The sequence below is a fragment of the Streptomyces sp. NBC_01092 genome (assembly GCF_045039535.1).
Lineage (GTDB): Bacteria > Actinomycetota > Actinomycetes > Streptomycetales > Streptomycetaceae > Streptomyces.
On record NZ_CP108659.1, the window covers coordinates 5,803,250 to 5,816,024 of the forward strand.

Below are 12,775 nucleotides of genomic sequence, written 5' to 3' on the forward strand. Positions count from 1 at the left end.
TTCATTCTCCCTTGCGGCCGGTGGTGGCGACGGTGCCGTCGCTGATCACTGCCTCGGCTCCGGTGATTCCGGCGGCGGTCACCGCGGGGATCCGGGCCTCGCGCAGCAGGATCGCCAGGTGTCCGAGCGCGGATCCCTGGTCGAAGACGAATCCGGCGACGTGCTCGATGAGGACGGAGAGCACGGCGTACGGCCGGGAGGCGCTGATCACGGGCTTCTCGTCGTACGACGAGACCAGTTCGAGGATCCGGGCCAGGCCCTCGTGCTCGCTGACGTCCTGGGACTTGTCGATGCTCACGGCCGGGCCGATGGAGAGCCGGCGCAGCAGCGCGTCGTCGTCGAGCCGCAGCAGCGGTCCGCGGGCCGTGCCGGGCGAGATGCAGACCTCGCCGTGGGAGACGGTGACAGAGTCGTCGCCGCCGAGCACCGAGTAGTCGACGAAGTAGAGCGTGCCGTTGTCGTACACCCACTCCAAGGTGACCGGCCCGTGCCCCGCGTGCATGGCCGCGGTGAAGCGGGCGATTTCGTCGAGGTGCGGACGCAGGACGGCCCCGGCGGGCGGGAACGTCGCGTTGGCGGGGTCGTCATAACCCGCCGCCACGTCCTTGACGACGATCGTCTCGCCGCCGGCGGTGCCCCGGTTCAGGGCCATCAGGCCCTCGTCCGTGTACTCGACGACCAGGCCCGTCTCGCCCACCTGACGGGAGATCACCCCGAGTTCGCCGCGGATGAAGTCGCGTACGACCACGCTGTGCAGCGCCGTACCGTCCGCGGACGCCCCGGTCGTGACGGCGAGCTGAGGCAGCACTTCCTCCTTGGGCACCACGATCTGGCGCAGGGTGTCGCCGAAGTCCAGCACGCACTCGTCGCTGCCGCCGCCGAGCATCTCCCGTAGGGACGCGGCGGTCTCGGCACCGTGCAGGCCCCTGCCGTTGAACCGCACGACCCAGCCGGCCCCGGTGGACACACCGTGCTCGTGGGCCATCCGGTGGGCGGGCCCCCGCTTGGCGGTGTAGCCGCCGTAGACGGCCGCCACCGCACCGAGGTTGAAGGAGGAAGGGAGTTCGTCGAGGTAGAGCCGGTGGCCCTCGGCGACCGGCACGGGGGAGGTGGTGGACACCTCACGGGCCGCGGTCAGCGGCCGGACCTGGACGAGATGGACACCGTCGGCGTCGGCCGCCCACTCGACGTCCACGTGGTGGCCCCGGCTCTCGCGCAGGCGCCGGACCATGTCGATGACCTCGACGAGCACAGGGTGGTCCGCGGCGGTCTGGGGCGACGGCCCGGCGGCCACCTCGGCCGAGTCGGTACGACGCGGTACGGCGACACCGGCGACCAGCGCGTCGGCCAGCCCCTCGACGTACTCGACGACCACTGCGTCGTCGTCGGCACCGTCGAGTCCGGTGAACGCCACACCGGCCAGCGTCGGCCGCACCAGACGCTGGACGATCACCGCGAGGCGCGGCGTGGACCTGAAGTTCCCGGCTCGGACCCGGGCTGCGACCGCCGGAGCCTCGTAGTAGGACCTCCAGCACTGCTCGACGGCGTCGATCACCGCGTCGAGGCCGCGAACGCCCAGGACGGACTGGTGTACACCGGCGAGAGACGAGTCCTCGGTGTCCTCGTCCAGGCCCGAGGAGCGGACCGCCAGCTCCACCCCGTCGACGTCGCCGAAGACCTCCGTCACCCGGGCGGCGAGAAGTGCGCGGGCCTGCTCCGGGACACGGATCTCGGCGCTGATCTTCTGGATCTTCGCGACGGAGTCCGTGAAGAAGGCGCCAACGGTGGCCTTGAGATCGGCGAAGGTGCCTGCGAGTGCCGTCTTCTGATCGTCGGTCAGTGCGTCCGCGAATTCACCTGCCGGCACACAGAATGCGGTCGGCACCTTGAAATCGTGGCTGGAGGCGCCGAGTTGGGAAAACTTGGGACCCACTTCGTTCGGCTCGAAGGTGGCGCCGAGTCCAGGAAACCGCTGACGTGCGAACTGCTTGTCGAAGTCCACGTGGATATCGCTGGACCGGGGGCCGACGGAGCCCTGGTACTTGCCGTCGTAAAGGATGATGTCGCCCTGCGGGCGCCACCACATCATCTGGCCGATATTGATACCGGGGTACACGCGGACCCGGTTCATGCTGTAGAGCTGCAGAGTCCACTGGCCGGTGTAGCCGATGTCCCCGAGGCTGGCGGACAGGTTGATGAACAGGCCGAGCCGGGCGACGGAGGAGCGCGCGGCGAAGGTGGGCGCGTAGTGTTCGCTGCCGAGCCGCTCGATGGTGTGGGCGAGATAGAGCCGGCCGGGCTCCAGGACGTAGCCGTCGTCCGGTATCTCTATCTCTTCGAATTGGTTGGTATGCCGGGCATCGAGCGGCATGTCCTGGTAGACCCTCAGGGTCTTGCCCAGGCGGAAGTTGTAGCTGTTGGGATTGACCTGTTCCGGAGTGAACGGCTCGATCGTTATCCGACCATTCTTGCGTTCACGCTCGATTTCGGTCCCGGTCAGAATCATGGATCGCCTATTCGCTAATTCCCGGTGGGAGTGCATGCCGGCACAGCAGTGGGACGTCAGTCGTCCGGTTCGGCGCACACCTGTTGGTCGGGGCAGACATGAAGGGCATCGGTAGCCGCGCCCCCTGCGACGGAAATGGTCTGGCCAGAGGGTGGATGGCGAGGAGAAGAGGGGCCGGGGGCCGGGGGGCCGGGGGGCCACCTGGAGACGGTGGGGGTTGCTCAGCCCCAGCCGGTGTCCTGTGCGGCGACGCCGACCACGCCGGAGGCCGTGGCCGAGACATTCGTCAGTCCGCTCACTGCGCCGACGGCCAGGGCCAAGGCCCAGCCGACGAGAACGGTCTTGTGTAGGAGCTTCATGAGCCTGTCCTTCGCCTGCACGTGGGGTGCTGTTCACCTCCTGATCACACGAGTTGGTGCGAGGTGATGGAGGCGAGACGAATCACCATGCCATTCCATGCATGATGATTACATAATGAAGGGGCGTCATCATGTTGCCTGGCAGCATGATGACGCCCCGAAAAATTGGACAAATACAGCATAAACGGGGGTTGTTGGGCTTGATCGAGGTGGACCGTGGGACCCTGCAAACTGTGTATAAACATGCTCTTGATCACGGTGTGGGGCAGGGGTTCCTCAGAGCCGAAGTGGGCCCGGCCATCGGGCTGCCCGACGCCCTCGCCGCCGCCGCTGTGGAGAAATTGATCGCGATGGGGCTGTTACGCGGTCACTCCAGGGGCAGGCTGTGTGCAGTGGCACCCGGAGGAGCGGTCGACGAAGTCGTGATCCCCATCGAGCGGGAAATCCGGGCTCGCCGCGCCCTCGTCGAGGACACGCGCGCATCCATCATGTCCTTCCTCCCGCTCTTCGAGGCGGCCCAGGTCGCCTACGAGAACAAGAACCGTTTCGAAGTCCTGAACGACCTCTCGAAGGTCCGCATCGCGATCGCCGACCTGACCACTCGGGCCCGCAGCGAGATCCTCACGGCCCAGCCCGGCGGTGCCCGCGAGGAAGGCATCCTCGCCGAAGCCGCCCCCCGGGATCGTGCCGCTCTCGAGCGGGGCGTGAAAATGCGTGTCCTCTACCAGCACACCGCCCGGTTCGGTCTGGGCACCGGTGAGTACGTCGACCGCATCACCCACCTGGGCGCGGAAGTACGCACTCTGGACGACCACTTCAGCCGCCTCCTGGTCTTCGACGACGAGGCGGCGGTCATCTCCGTGCCCGACAACCCCCTTGCCGCGACCATAGTTCGGGAGGCGAACGTCGTCGCCTTCATCAGGGAGACCTACGAGCGGCTCTGGCTCGCGGCCGACCCCTTCACCATGGCGTTCCGCGCCGGGAGCGAGATCACGGACGACATCCGCCAGGCCATAGTCCGTCTCCTCATGGAGGGCATGACCGACGCCTCCATAGCCCTGCGCCTCGGCATGTCCGTCCGCACCTGCCGCCGACACATCGCGGACGTCATGGTCGAACTGGGCGCCCAGAGCCGCTTCCAGGCGGGCTACCTGTGGGCCATGCGCGCCCGACGGAACTCGGCGTAGCAGGCTCGCTCGCCACGAGGGGACTTCACCGAGTCGCGGCCGGTGAGCGCTCGTGGCCGATCGATGCACCGAGCTTGGCTCCCCGCTCCCGAGAAGCTGGGCCTTCCTGCCCCCCGTCTGCGGTCCGCTCGGCAGTCACGAGGTAGCCGGTGAAGCTGACGTATGGGCGAGCCTCTGCCCATCCGTTCGCTACTTGGACCGGTACCAATTCGGTCGTGCCCGGCACTGGATGCTGCACGTTCGACGTGCTGTCTGAAGGGACTTCGTACCGGCAGTGCACTTCTGTGATGGTCAGCACTTGCAACCGGGTTGGCGGGCGCCCGCCTTCCCGGCCGTGATGCTCCTCGCAGAAGTCGATCTCGGCAGCACGTTCGCTACCAACGAGGTCGGCGTAATCCTCGGGATCGATCTCCAGCAGGTGCCACGAGACGACATCACCCGGCGTGAAGGCCTCCCCGCAGCACTGGATCTGCCAGTCATCGACCCAAATCGTCAACGTCATGGGGTCATTGTCCGCAGGGTGCCCGGCGCTCACCAGGGCTTTTGCCCGCCCCCTCCGCACGGACCTCAATCCACCACTCTCCCCTGGCCTACGCTCCGTTCATGGGGGCGGTGATCTGGAGGGATGTCCGAGAGCGGGTGGAGATTCTGGCCCGTGCCGACAAGGCGCGGGAGGTCTTCGGCGCGTGGGACAAGTACGGGGGAACTGGTCACCACTTCAAGCTTGCTGATCCGCTCTCGGAGGCGAATGTCGCCGAGGCAGAGGCTCGGTGGGGTGTCTCGCTGCCTGCGGACTACCGGGCCTTTCTCCTCGAAGTCGGTGCCGGCGGTGCCGGACCCTTCTATGGACTCGCGACCCTGTCCCGCGCAGATGCCGGGTGGCTATGGACTGACCCCGGTGGCGGTACCGCCCACGAGCGACTGCGCTTCCCCTTCCCGGATGCGGAAGAGAGCGTGCGTGCCGAGGAAGAGCAGGAGCGCAAGGAGCCCGTCGAGTCCGACTTCGAGGACGAAGCAGCCTTCGACGCGGCGTACCGCGCCTGGCTGGAGGAGGACGAGAAACTGTCCGACTGGTTCTTGTCCGGCGCTGTGTGCCTCAGCCACGAAGGGTGCGGCTACTTCCACTGGCTGGTCGTGTCCGGCCCACAGCGCGGGCAAGTGTGGCTCGACGAGCGTCCTGGGGACGGACGGTTCAGTCCCCTCGGACAGGTCGGATTCGCTGGCTGGTACCTCGACTGGGTCGAGAAGACTGAGACTGTCGTACGGCGTGGCCGACAGGGCGGCTAGGGCCTGTCGTTTGGATCATGTCGGCGTCGCGGGGCGGCTGGAAGGCGCAGTTCCTTTCAGCCGACCTGATCCAACGACAGACCCTGGGCCGGGCACCCTGACAGATGTCAGGTACCCGGGGCCGCTCCCGTGCCCTTCACTGAGGTCAGCACATGCAAGCCGCAACCTTTCGGGGGCACGAAAATGATCCGCAGTACGAAGATGTTCGCCGCAGGTCTGGCCACCACCGTCTCGGCGGTGGCCCTGTCCGTCGGCGCCATGGCCGCCCCGGCGTCGGCCGCGGGCTCGGTCGACTGCCGTGGCGCGGTCCACGGTGTCGACACGGACCGGGGCATCGCCAGCTGCACGAACAACAGCGACCGCACCATCCGGTTCCGCGCCGAGGTCGTCTGCGGCCGGGCCCCCGACGTCTCCGGTGACTGGGTGACCCTGAACCCGGGCCAGTATGGCCAGTCCTCCGCCACCTGTGCCTGGTACAGCACGGGTGTCGGCAGCGTCGGCTGGACCATCGAGTAGTACCCGGTCGAACGGGGGAAGGGGCGGCGGCCGGATGCTCTCAGGAGTACGGCCACCGCCCCTCGGGCTTGGGCCGTTCCTTCGGATCATCTGATCGTTGGTTTGGTTGTGCGGCTGACTGACGCCCAGTGGGCGCGAGCCTGGCAAGCCGCCTGGCACGGACCTGGCACGCGACCACTGATCACGACAGACAGCTAAGGCCCGGGTCCATGACCTGGGCCTTGGTCGTGGAGCGGGTGACGAGAATCGAACTCGCGCTCTCAGCCTGGGAAGCGACGGCGCTTGGGCGGGCCATACGGCTCTGACGTGCGCAGATGACTTTTGCTCGGGCGTTCGTGCGGGTCGGACCGCACCGCTGTCGACCGTGGTTGTCCGCTCTCATGGGCACACTGTGGGCACGGGCGCGAAGAATGGTGGGCAGATCGTGTTCTCGGACGGGCTCGGTGTTGAGCCGGTCTCGCTCGGACGTCCAGTCGGGGAATGCCTTCGCGTGTGCACAGCGCTCGAGTGATGTCCGTTCTGCGCTGCGAGGCCGATGGGCGCGGCTTTCGCGGAACGGTTGAGGCTCGCCCTTGGTTCATTTGCCGGCTACGGGTCCGTACCGCTGGAGTGCCTGGCCGGTGACGGCGGCGATGCACTCGAAGTCCCGGTCGCGGAGAGCCCACCGTATGAATGACCGCTACCTGTCCGTGGACCAGGTCGCCGAGCTGCTAGGCGCGACCGCCCGCTTCCCTCGGTGGCTGATCGAGGAGCGGCGCATCCGGTAGGTGAAGGTCGGCCGACATGCCCGCATCCCGGAGAGCGCCCCGATCACGAGCGGACAGACAGAACCAAAGCGGCCGAGCCAGTCACTTGCCGTACCGGAAACTCGTTTCTTTCCATGCTGGAAACTGTCCGCTACTCTTTCCGTCATGGAAACTCACGGGGTACGTCTGACGCCGGGGCAGGCCCATGCCGCCCTGGCCGACACTGAGCACATCCGGGCCTCCGCCGCAGCACTGTCGGCCACACCCTGGCCGAACTGGTTCTTCATCACGCTCACGCTCTACATCGCCGCGCTCCCGATCACCTACGGCGGCGTCATGGCGGACTCGGACTGGCTGCTGCCGCGCCCCGCCTGGATGGCCATCATGCTGACGAGCACCGCGGTGTACCTGGCCCTCTTCGCCGTTGCGGCGAAGGCGTGGCGCGACAGGACCGGGGTGGCGCTGCGGTTGGACGTGCTGCCGAAGCGGGCGACCGTGCCGCTCGCGGTCGGCCTGCCCGTGCTACTGGTGGCGGCAGTGCTCGCTTTCCGCGTCACGGGACGGCCGGTGTGGCTGATCGCGGCCTCGCTGATCGGTGCCGCCGTGTCCGTCGGCTTCCACCTTGCCTTCGTCCGCCTGCACCGGAAGACCCCGTGAGCGCCGAAACCCCCGACCGGCTGGAGGGTTTCGACACCACCATCCACGCCCCGAACCGGCTGCGCATCTGCGCCCTCCTGGACGCTGCGGGCGAGGCGGAGTTCGGCCTGGTCCAAAAGCAACTCGACCTCTCCGCCTCCGTGCTGAGCAAGCACGTCACCGTGCTGATGGACGCCGGCTACGTCGAGCAGCGCAAGGCCGTCCGCGACACCCGGCAGCGAGTGTGGCTCCGGCTGACCCGACGAGGTCGGGATGCATATCAGAGGCACCTTGAGGCGCTGCGGGCGATAGTGGGGCCGTCGGATCCGGCTCTCTGATCACGATCTGAGCCGGGTGAGGCGCGCGGCGGCGGCGACCGTGCCGACGTAGAGACGTAGACGCGTCCGGGTTCATTCCGGAGGCCGTCCGCCGCGTGAACTCCGCTGCAGGCGAGCGGCCTTGAGGTCTCTCATGCTGGGCACGGCGGCGACCGCGGCCCGGAAGGCGGCCGACCGTCCGCCGATCAGGCGCGGCAGATCGGGCAACTCCAGAGTCCTTTCCACGTCACCCTCAGATTGGCCTAGACAACAAACAAACCCCAGGCCACTGACCTGGGGGTTTCACATGGAGCGGGTGACGAGAATCGAACTCGCGCTCTCAGCTTGGGAAGCGACGGCGCTTGGGCGGCCAGATAGCTTCTGACCTGGGTAAATGTCTCTCGGTCCAGCGCCCGAAGGTGCGGGATCGCACCGCTGTTGACCGTGGTTCACCGGTCTTACGGGGCCGCCAAGGGCACACCGTGCGGACGGGGCCGCTGGGAGCCCCTCTCCGTGGCCGGCGGACTGCCGATGCCGAGGCGGCTCCTCAACGTCCCCAAGCTGAACTCTGAGCGTCCGGGTCGGCGAAACTCGCCAACTGAGGCGCTCAGTCACACCGGTCCGGGGAGCGCTCACATATCCGCGGGGTCCCACGCGCGCCGTCCAGCGCATCCGCGTTCAGTCTCACCACCGTGCGCCCCCGATCGGGTCCTGCTCCGACCAGCCCGGCGAGTCGGCGTACGAGCGTGCCGTGCCCAGTCAGTAGCCCTCGGGGACGCTGCCACGCCTCCATCGGCTCCACGGATGTACAGCGACGGCTCCTTCCCGCTGCGGGCGCAGTGGGAAGGAGCCGTCGGTCGGCCGCCGGGACCGCTCGCGTCAGCGGGTGCCGAGCAGGGCGCGCCAGGTCTGCGGGCCGATGACGCCGTCGGCCTGCAAGTGGTGGTTCTTCTGGAAGGCGACCGTCGCCGACTTCGACTTCGAGCCGAACCTGCCGTCGGTCGCGAGGCCGTAGCCGTAGACGTTCAGCTGCGTCTGTGCTGCCGTCACCGCCTGGCCGGACGAGCCGTACTGCACCGTCGTGATCAGCTTTGACCAGGTGTTCGGGCCGATGACGCCGTCAGCGGCCAGGGAGCGGGACTTCTGGAACTGGATCACCGCGGAGCGGGTATTCGGGCCGAAGATGCCGTCGGCCTCGACCGTGTAGCCCCGCGCGGTCAGCAGCTGCTGGGCGGACCGCACGTCCGCGCCCTTGGAACCGCTCTGGAGGATCGGCCAGGAGACACCCGGGGAGGGGAGCTGTCCGCCGCCACCGCCGTCACCCAGGTTGACCGGGCGGAAGGGGTCGTAGTTGTCACTGCCGATCCCGTACTTGAGCTGCCGGTGGGTCGTGCCGTACGTACCGCGCTGTTCGTACGCCCAGTAGGCGCTGTGCGACGTGTCGGCCCACTTCTCGAAGATCACTACGTGACGGAAATCGCCGTCAGTGGTGCTGTAGTCGATCAGCAGGTCACCCTTCTTGAGCTGACTCATGCTGCTGAGCCGTGTGGTGACGCCGTTTCGCGAGTCGGCCAGCCCGACGGTGTTCAGGCCGGGCTTCCCCAGCCCGAGTGCCATGGAGACATAGCCGGAGCAGTCCTGGCGGTAGCCGTCCTTCCAAGTGCGCTCCATGCTGTAGGGGACCGGGGCTCCGTTGTTGGCCGTGAGCCAGGTACGGGCCCGGTTGATCATCGTGTCGGGCGAGAGCGTGGCCGTGGCCATGGTCGACAGCTCGCCGGCCTGGGTGACGAGCTTGCTGTCGGCCTCGGGCTCGGGCCCGTAGTCGGTCTCCTTCTGGGCGGCGACCGTCGCCGGCTCCGAGGAGTCGCTGTCGGCGAACGACGGTACGACGGCGATTGCGGCCGCGACACCTCCGGCGGCGACGCCTATGAGAGTGACCTGCGCGCGGCGCGTGAGTCGGCTGCGAAGAGACATGATTCCCCCGTATTTCCTTTCGTTGTGGCACGCCGAGCCGAGTGGGCCGACCAGGGCTTGGAGTGCTTGTCGTTCATCGAGTGCCACCTGCGGCCTGTCCCCTCCTGCACGAGGGATAGGCCGCGTGTGTCAGGGGCGCCGGCCGTCCTTGATGCGGCCCTGCGGCACCTGCCAGGTGCCCGCTGCACTTCCCGTCGTCGGGGTCGCGCCAGATCTTGATGGCGTCGGCGTCGTTCGCCTGGCTGCCGACCGACGGCCCTCGGAAGGACGTGTGGTCAGCTGCAGGTGCGGTAGTTGTAGCCCGCGAGGCGCCAGGCACCGTCCTGGACGAACCCGTACCGGTTGCTGTCGTCGCGCCTCAGGGTGAAGTCGTGGGCCGCGCCGTCGTACGTGAGGTAGAGCGTCCCGGAGGACGTGCTGCCCGAGCTGTACCGCAGCTTGTTGTCCGCCTTGCCGAGCGTCAGGGGGCCGACCCGTCCGTCGTCGTCCAGGCCCCAGCGCGTCTGAAGCCGCTTGCTGGCGTATGTGGTGTTGGAGCCGAAGACGCCGTCGATGTCCGCGTAGTCGTAGGCGGTGCCGTTGCTCTCCGTCGCGCCCTCGGCCCAGAGGATCTTCTGCCACAGGCAGGTGGCGTTGGACCTGGCGTAGCTGCCGGACGACAGCGTTCCCTCGTTGCTCCAGTCGTCCGTCCATGTGGTGCCGTAACCGGTGAAGTACCCCTGGGAGGAGGTGGCCGAGGCGGGCGAGGCGCTCACGGCCAGCGCGCCCGTCGCGACGGTGGCGGCGACGGCGGCTGCGAGGCGGGTCCGGGTCATACCGAAGTTCATTGTGTTCCTTCCCCAATTGGCGTGCGTTTGCCGGAGCCGACCGCACCGGCCGGCTCCGCAACGAGCCTGCGGGTTCGGTGTGATGTTGGGCCACAGCTGACGCAGAAGTGACCTCATCCCGGGACGTCCCGCGCGCTGACCTGCGGAGATGTCGCCCGCCGAGTCCCTGGGGCGGGACCGCGACGAGGGGATGGCTGATTCCGCGCCAGGGCGGGGTCGCGCCGGGGCGGGGTGCCCACTCTGTGATCCCCGTGACAGCTGATGCAGAATGAGACGGGGACACGGGGGGCGGGCCTGCGGTCCCGAACGCGAGTGGGGGAAAGCGTGTCGCGCTGGAAGGCACTGCCTGGAGAACTGCACCCACACGCCCATCAGTTGATCGTGCGACTGCGCAGGCTGAAGGACCGCAGCGAACTGAGCACGCGGCAACTGGCCGCGAAGACCGGGTACAGCGCGAAGTCGTGGCAGCGATATCTGAACGGCAGGTCTCTGCCGCCCCGGGAGGCCGTCGAGGCGATGGCCCGCGTCGGCGGTGACGATCCGCACCGGCTGCTGGCGATGCACGAGATCGCCGCCCAACGCTGGGCGGAGGGAAGGGCGGTCACCACCGACACCCCCGAGGACTTCTCCGCGACACCGGAACACACCCCCACGGAGCAGCAGCCGTACGGGCGTCACCTGCGCGTCGCGGTCACGGCGGGAGCCGTGGTCACGGCGCTGTCCGTCTCCGCCGCGCTCCTGCTGGCCGTGCGGCTCACCGAGGCCCGTGCCCAGCTCGCGCACGACCGCAGCGATGCTGTCGCGACGGCCCCGGCCACCGTGTCGGAGTCCCTGGTGCCGGTCATCTACACCTGCCGGCTGGAGCAGCGTGACGGCCGCTGGTACGCGGGCCTGAGCCGGACCACGGACATCCTCCTGTCCAACACCCACGTGGGGCTCGAAGTGGCCGAGGCGCAGTGCCTGCTGCACCGGGCGGGCACCGCGCCAGGGGACATCGACGGCGTCTTCGGCCCCAAGACGCGCCGAGCGGTCGAGCGCATGCAGAAGCAGAACGGGCTGATCGTGAACGGAGTCATCGACCCGCCCACCTGGCAGGCCCTGCGGTCGGCGGATGCGAAGTGACCGCGGAACACACCCGGCTGGCCGCGGCGCTGCGGGAACTGCGGGCCGGTGCGGGGCTGAGCCTGGCGGCGCTGGCGGAGCGGACGGCGTACAGCAAGTCCTCGTGGGAGCGTTACCTCAACGGCAAGAGCCTGCCTCCTCGCCAGGCCGTACAGGAACTGTGCCGGCTCGCGAACGAACCGGACGGGCGTCTGCTGGCCCTGTGGGAGATCGCCGAGTCGCACTGGAGCGGACGCGCGGTGGCCCCCGCGCCCGCCCCTCCCACGGACGAGTCGCCGCGGCCACAACCTCAGGAGTCGCCGCCGCCCGCCGGGAGCGGGTGGCGGCGACTCCGCAGGGGCAGGCTCCTGGTGGTGCTGGCGTCGGCGTACACAGTGATCGTCGGTGGTGCTGCGGCTCTGCTGTTCCTCCTGCTGCCGGACTCGGAGGCTCAGGAAGCCGAGCCGCCACCGGCCTCCGTCCCGTTCTCACTCGCTCCCCAATGCCAAGGAGCCGCCTGCGAGGGCCGGGACCCGATGCGTCTGATCTGCGGCATCGGCCCCGACACCCTCGCCTCGTACCGCACGGCCACCGGCGCCCACGTCGAGCTGCGCCACAGCAAGAAGTGCGGCGCGAGCTGGGCCCGGACCTGGGGGACCGAGATCGGCGACCGGGTGGACGTCACGGCAGGCGGCCCGACCCACAGCGTGCGCATCAGGAACAAGGACGACGCGGCAACCTTCATCTATACGGAGATGACCGAAGTCCGTCCCGGCAGCACCGTCCGGGCCTGCTTCCGGCCCGCGTCGGCCGACGGCGAACGGGAGTGCTTCGAGGCCCGCGTGGGCGGAGCCGCCACCACGACCCGGCTGCCCTCACCTCCAGTGGCGTCAGGCTCTCGCGAGTAGCGTCCGGCCCTCGGACGTGTCGATGCCGAAGTCGGGAATTCCCAGTGGGGGTAGGCGGGTGGGGAGGCCGTCGGTGGTGGTCGGAAGAGCTCGGCGTCGGGACCCGGGGGTTGCGCGTGAGTCGCTGACTTCTTGTGGTTCGAGGGAGCCGATGCGAGGGAGCCAAGTGGCACGGCGCAGCGTGACAAGAGAGGCATGCGACCACCAGATGAACCGCGCGGCGGCCAGGGTGCCGACGAGCACGAATTCGACGCCTTTTACGCCGCGAGCGTCGGTCGACTCATCGGCCGGCTGTATGCGATGACAGGCGACCTCGCCGAGGCGCAGGATGTGGTCCAGGAGGGTTTCGTCCGGACCTGGGAACGCCGGGCCGAACTGGACTTGAACGGCGCCGGAGGCCGTCGCCCTGTA

At 68.4% G+C, this 12,775-nt stretch carries 12 protein-coding genes and 3 pseudogenes; 9 read left to right on the plus strand and 6 right to left on the minus strand.

Annotated features, from left to right (window positions below; translation table 11 throughout):
- Position 1 precedes the first annotated feature (1 nt).
- Both OG254_RS26425 and OG254_RS26430 read right to left on the minus strand, forming a co-directional pair.
- Positions 2–2,506, minus strand: coding sequence for a dCTP deaminase domain-containing protein (locus OG254_RS26425; RefSeq protein WP_405586249.1), 2,505 nt, complete (start codon positions 2,504–2,506; stop codon positions 2–4).
- Positions 2,507–2,727: 221 nt separating this feature from the next.
- Positions 2,728–2,865: a hypothetical protein gene (locus OG254_RS26430; protein WP_405586251.1), complete on the minus strand. Its 138-nt coding sequence runs from the start codon at positions 2,863–2,865 to the stop codon at positions 2,728–2,730.
- A 392-nt stretch (positions 2,866–3,257) separates the two neighbouring features.
- On the opposite strand from OG254_RS26430, the gene OG254_RS26435 reads away from it, so the two are divergent.
- Complete coding sequence (locus OG254_RS26435) at positions 3,258–4,052, plus strand: helix-turn-helix domain-containing protein (RefSeq protein WP_405586253.1); 795 nt, start codon at positions 3,258–3,260, stop codon at positions 4,050–4,052.
- A 25-nt stretch (positions 4,053–4,077) separates the two neighbouring features.
- Here OG254_RS26435 and OG254_RS26440 read toward each other — a convergent pair whose 3' ends face one another.
- On the minus strand, positions 4,078–4,554 hold the full coding sequence (locus tag OG254_RS26440) for a DUF6578 domain-containing protein (protein ID WP_405586255.1): 477 nt from the start codon (positions 4,552–4,554) through the stop codon (positions 4,078–4,080).
- A gap of 101 nt (positions 4,555–4,655) precedes the next feature.
- Between OG254_RS26440 and OG254_RS26445 the strand changes: the two genes are divergently transcribed.
- Together OG254_RS26445 and OG254_RS26450 are read left to right on the plus strand one after the other, a co-directional pair.
- On the plus strand, positions 4,656–5,339 hold the full coding sequence (locus OG254_RS26445) for an SMI1/KNR4 family protein (RefSeq protein WP_405586258.1): 684 nt from the start codon (positions 4,656–4,658) through the stop codon (positions 5,337–5,339).
- Between the two features lie 183 nt (positions 5,340–5,522).
- Complete coding sequence (locus OG254_RS26450; protein WP_405586261.1) at positions 5,523–5,855, plus strand: hypothetical protein; 333 nt, start codon at positions 5,523–5,525, stop codon at positions 5,853–5,855.
- 577 nt (positions 5,856–6,432) lie between these two features.
- On the opposite strand, the pseudogene OG254_RS26455 reads toward OG254_RS26450, so the two are convergent.
- Positions 6,433–6,510, minus strand: a pseudogene (locus tag OG254_RS26455) (VapC toxin family PIN domain ribonuclease); the annotation flags it as partial.
- A 13-nt stretch (positions 6,511–6,523) separates the two neighbouring features.
- Between OG254_RS26455 and OG254_RS26460 the strand changes: the two are divergent.
- The 3 genes and pseudogenes from OG254_RS26460 to OG254_RS26470 all read left to right on the plus strand — a co-directional run.
- Positions 6,524–6,619 (plus strand): annotated as a pseudogene (locus OG254_RS26460) (DNA-binding protein); the annotation flags it as partial.
- Between the two features lie 147 nt (positions 6,620–6,766).
- The gene (locus OG254_RS26465) at positions 6,767–7,258 is read left to right on the plus strand and encodes a hypothetical protein (protein ID WP_405586264.1); all 492 of its coding nucleotides are present in this window, start codon (positions 6,767–6,769) and stop codon (positions 7,256–7,258) included.
- On the plus strand, positions 7,255–7,575 hold the full coding sequence (locus tag OG254_RS26470) for a transcriptional regulator (RefSeq protein ID WP_405586265.1): 321 nt from the start codon (positions 7,255–7,257) through the stop codon (positions 7,573–7,575). The genes OG254_RS26465 and OG254_RS26470 overlap by 4 nt, the downstream gene beginning before the upstream one ends.
- An 858-nt stretch (positions 7,576–8,433) precedes the next feature.
- Here OG254_RS26470 and OG254_RS26475 read toward each other — a convergent pair.
- Positions 8,434–9,528: a peptidoglycan-binding protein gene (locus tag OG254_RS26475; protein WP_405586268.1), complete on the minus strand. Its 1,095-nt coding sequence runs from the start codon at positions 9,526–9,528 to the stop codon at positions 8,434–8,436.
- Positions 9,529–9,803: 275 nt separating this feature from the next.
- The gene (locus OG254_RS26480) at positions 9,804–10,343 is read right to left on the minus strand and encodes a peptidoglycan-binding protein (RefSeq protein ID WP_405586271.1); all 540 of its coding nucleotides are present in this window, start codon (positions 10,341–10,343) and stop codon (positions 9,804–9,806) included.
- Positions 10,344–10,679: 336 nt separating this feature from the next.
- On the opposite strand from OG254_RS26480, the gene OG254_RS26485 reads away from it, so the two are divergent.
- The 3 genes and pseudogenes from OG254_RS26485 to OG254_RS26495 form a co-directional block, all read left to right on the plus strand.
- Positions 10,680–11,477, plus strand: coding sequence for a peptidoglycan-binding protein (locus OG254_RS26485; protein ID WP_405586273.1), 798 nt, complete (start codon positions 10,680–10,682; stop codon positions 11,475–11,477).
- A complete protein-coding gene (locus OG254_RS26490) occupies positions 11,474–12,364 on the plus strand; it encodes a helix-turn-helix domain-containing protein (RefSeq protein ID WP_405586276.1) in 891 nt (296 codons plus the stop codon). The genes OG254_RS26485 and OG254_RS26490 overlap by 4 nt, the downstream gene beginning before the upstream one ends.
- A gap of 195 nt (positions 12,365–12,559) precedes the next feature.
- A pseudogene (locus OG254_RS26495) lies at positions 12,560–12,757 on the plus strand (sigma factor); the annotation flags it as partial.
- Between the last annotated feature and the right edge of the window lie 18 nt (positions 12,758–12,775).

Bases quoted from the DNA above. Each gene is read 5' to 3' on its own strand.
- OG254_RS26440 (WP_405586255.1), bottom strand. From the start codon at position 4,554: ATGACGTTGACGATTTGGGTCGATGACTGGCAGATCCAGTGCTGCGGG.
- OG254_RS26425 (WP_405586249.1), bottom strand. From the start codon at position 2,506: ATGATTCTGACCGGGACCGAAATCGAGCGTGAACGCAAGAATGGTCGG.
- OG254_RS26450 (WP_405586261.1), top strand. From the start codon at position 5,523: ATGATCCGCAGTACGAAGATGTTCGCCGCAGGTCTGGCCACCACCGTC.
- OG254_RS26430 (WP_405586251.1), bottom strand. From the start codon at position 2,865: ATGAAGCTCCTACACAAGACCGTTCTCGTCGGCTGGGCCTTGGCCCTG.
- OG254_RS26445 (WP_405586258.1), top strand. From the start codon at position 4,656: ATGGGGGCGGTGATCTGGAGGGATGTCCGAGAGCGGGTGGAGATTCTG.
- OG254_RS26480 (WP_405586271.1), bottom strand. From the start codon at position 10,343: ATGACCCGGACCCGCCTCGCAGCCGCCGTCGCCGCCACCGTCGCGACG.
- OG254_RS26465 (WP_405586264.1), top strand. From the start codon at position 6,767: ATGGAAACTCACGGGGTACGTCTGACGCCGGGGCAGGCCCATGCCGCC.
- OG254_RS26475 (WP_405586268.1), bottom strand. From the start codon at position 9,528: ATGTCTCTTCGCAGCCGACTCACGCGCCGCGCGCAGGTCACTCTCATA.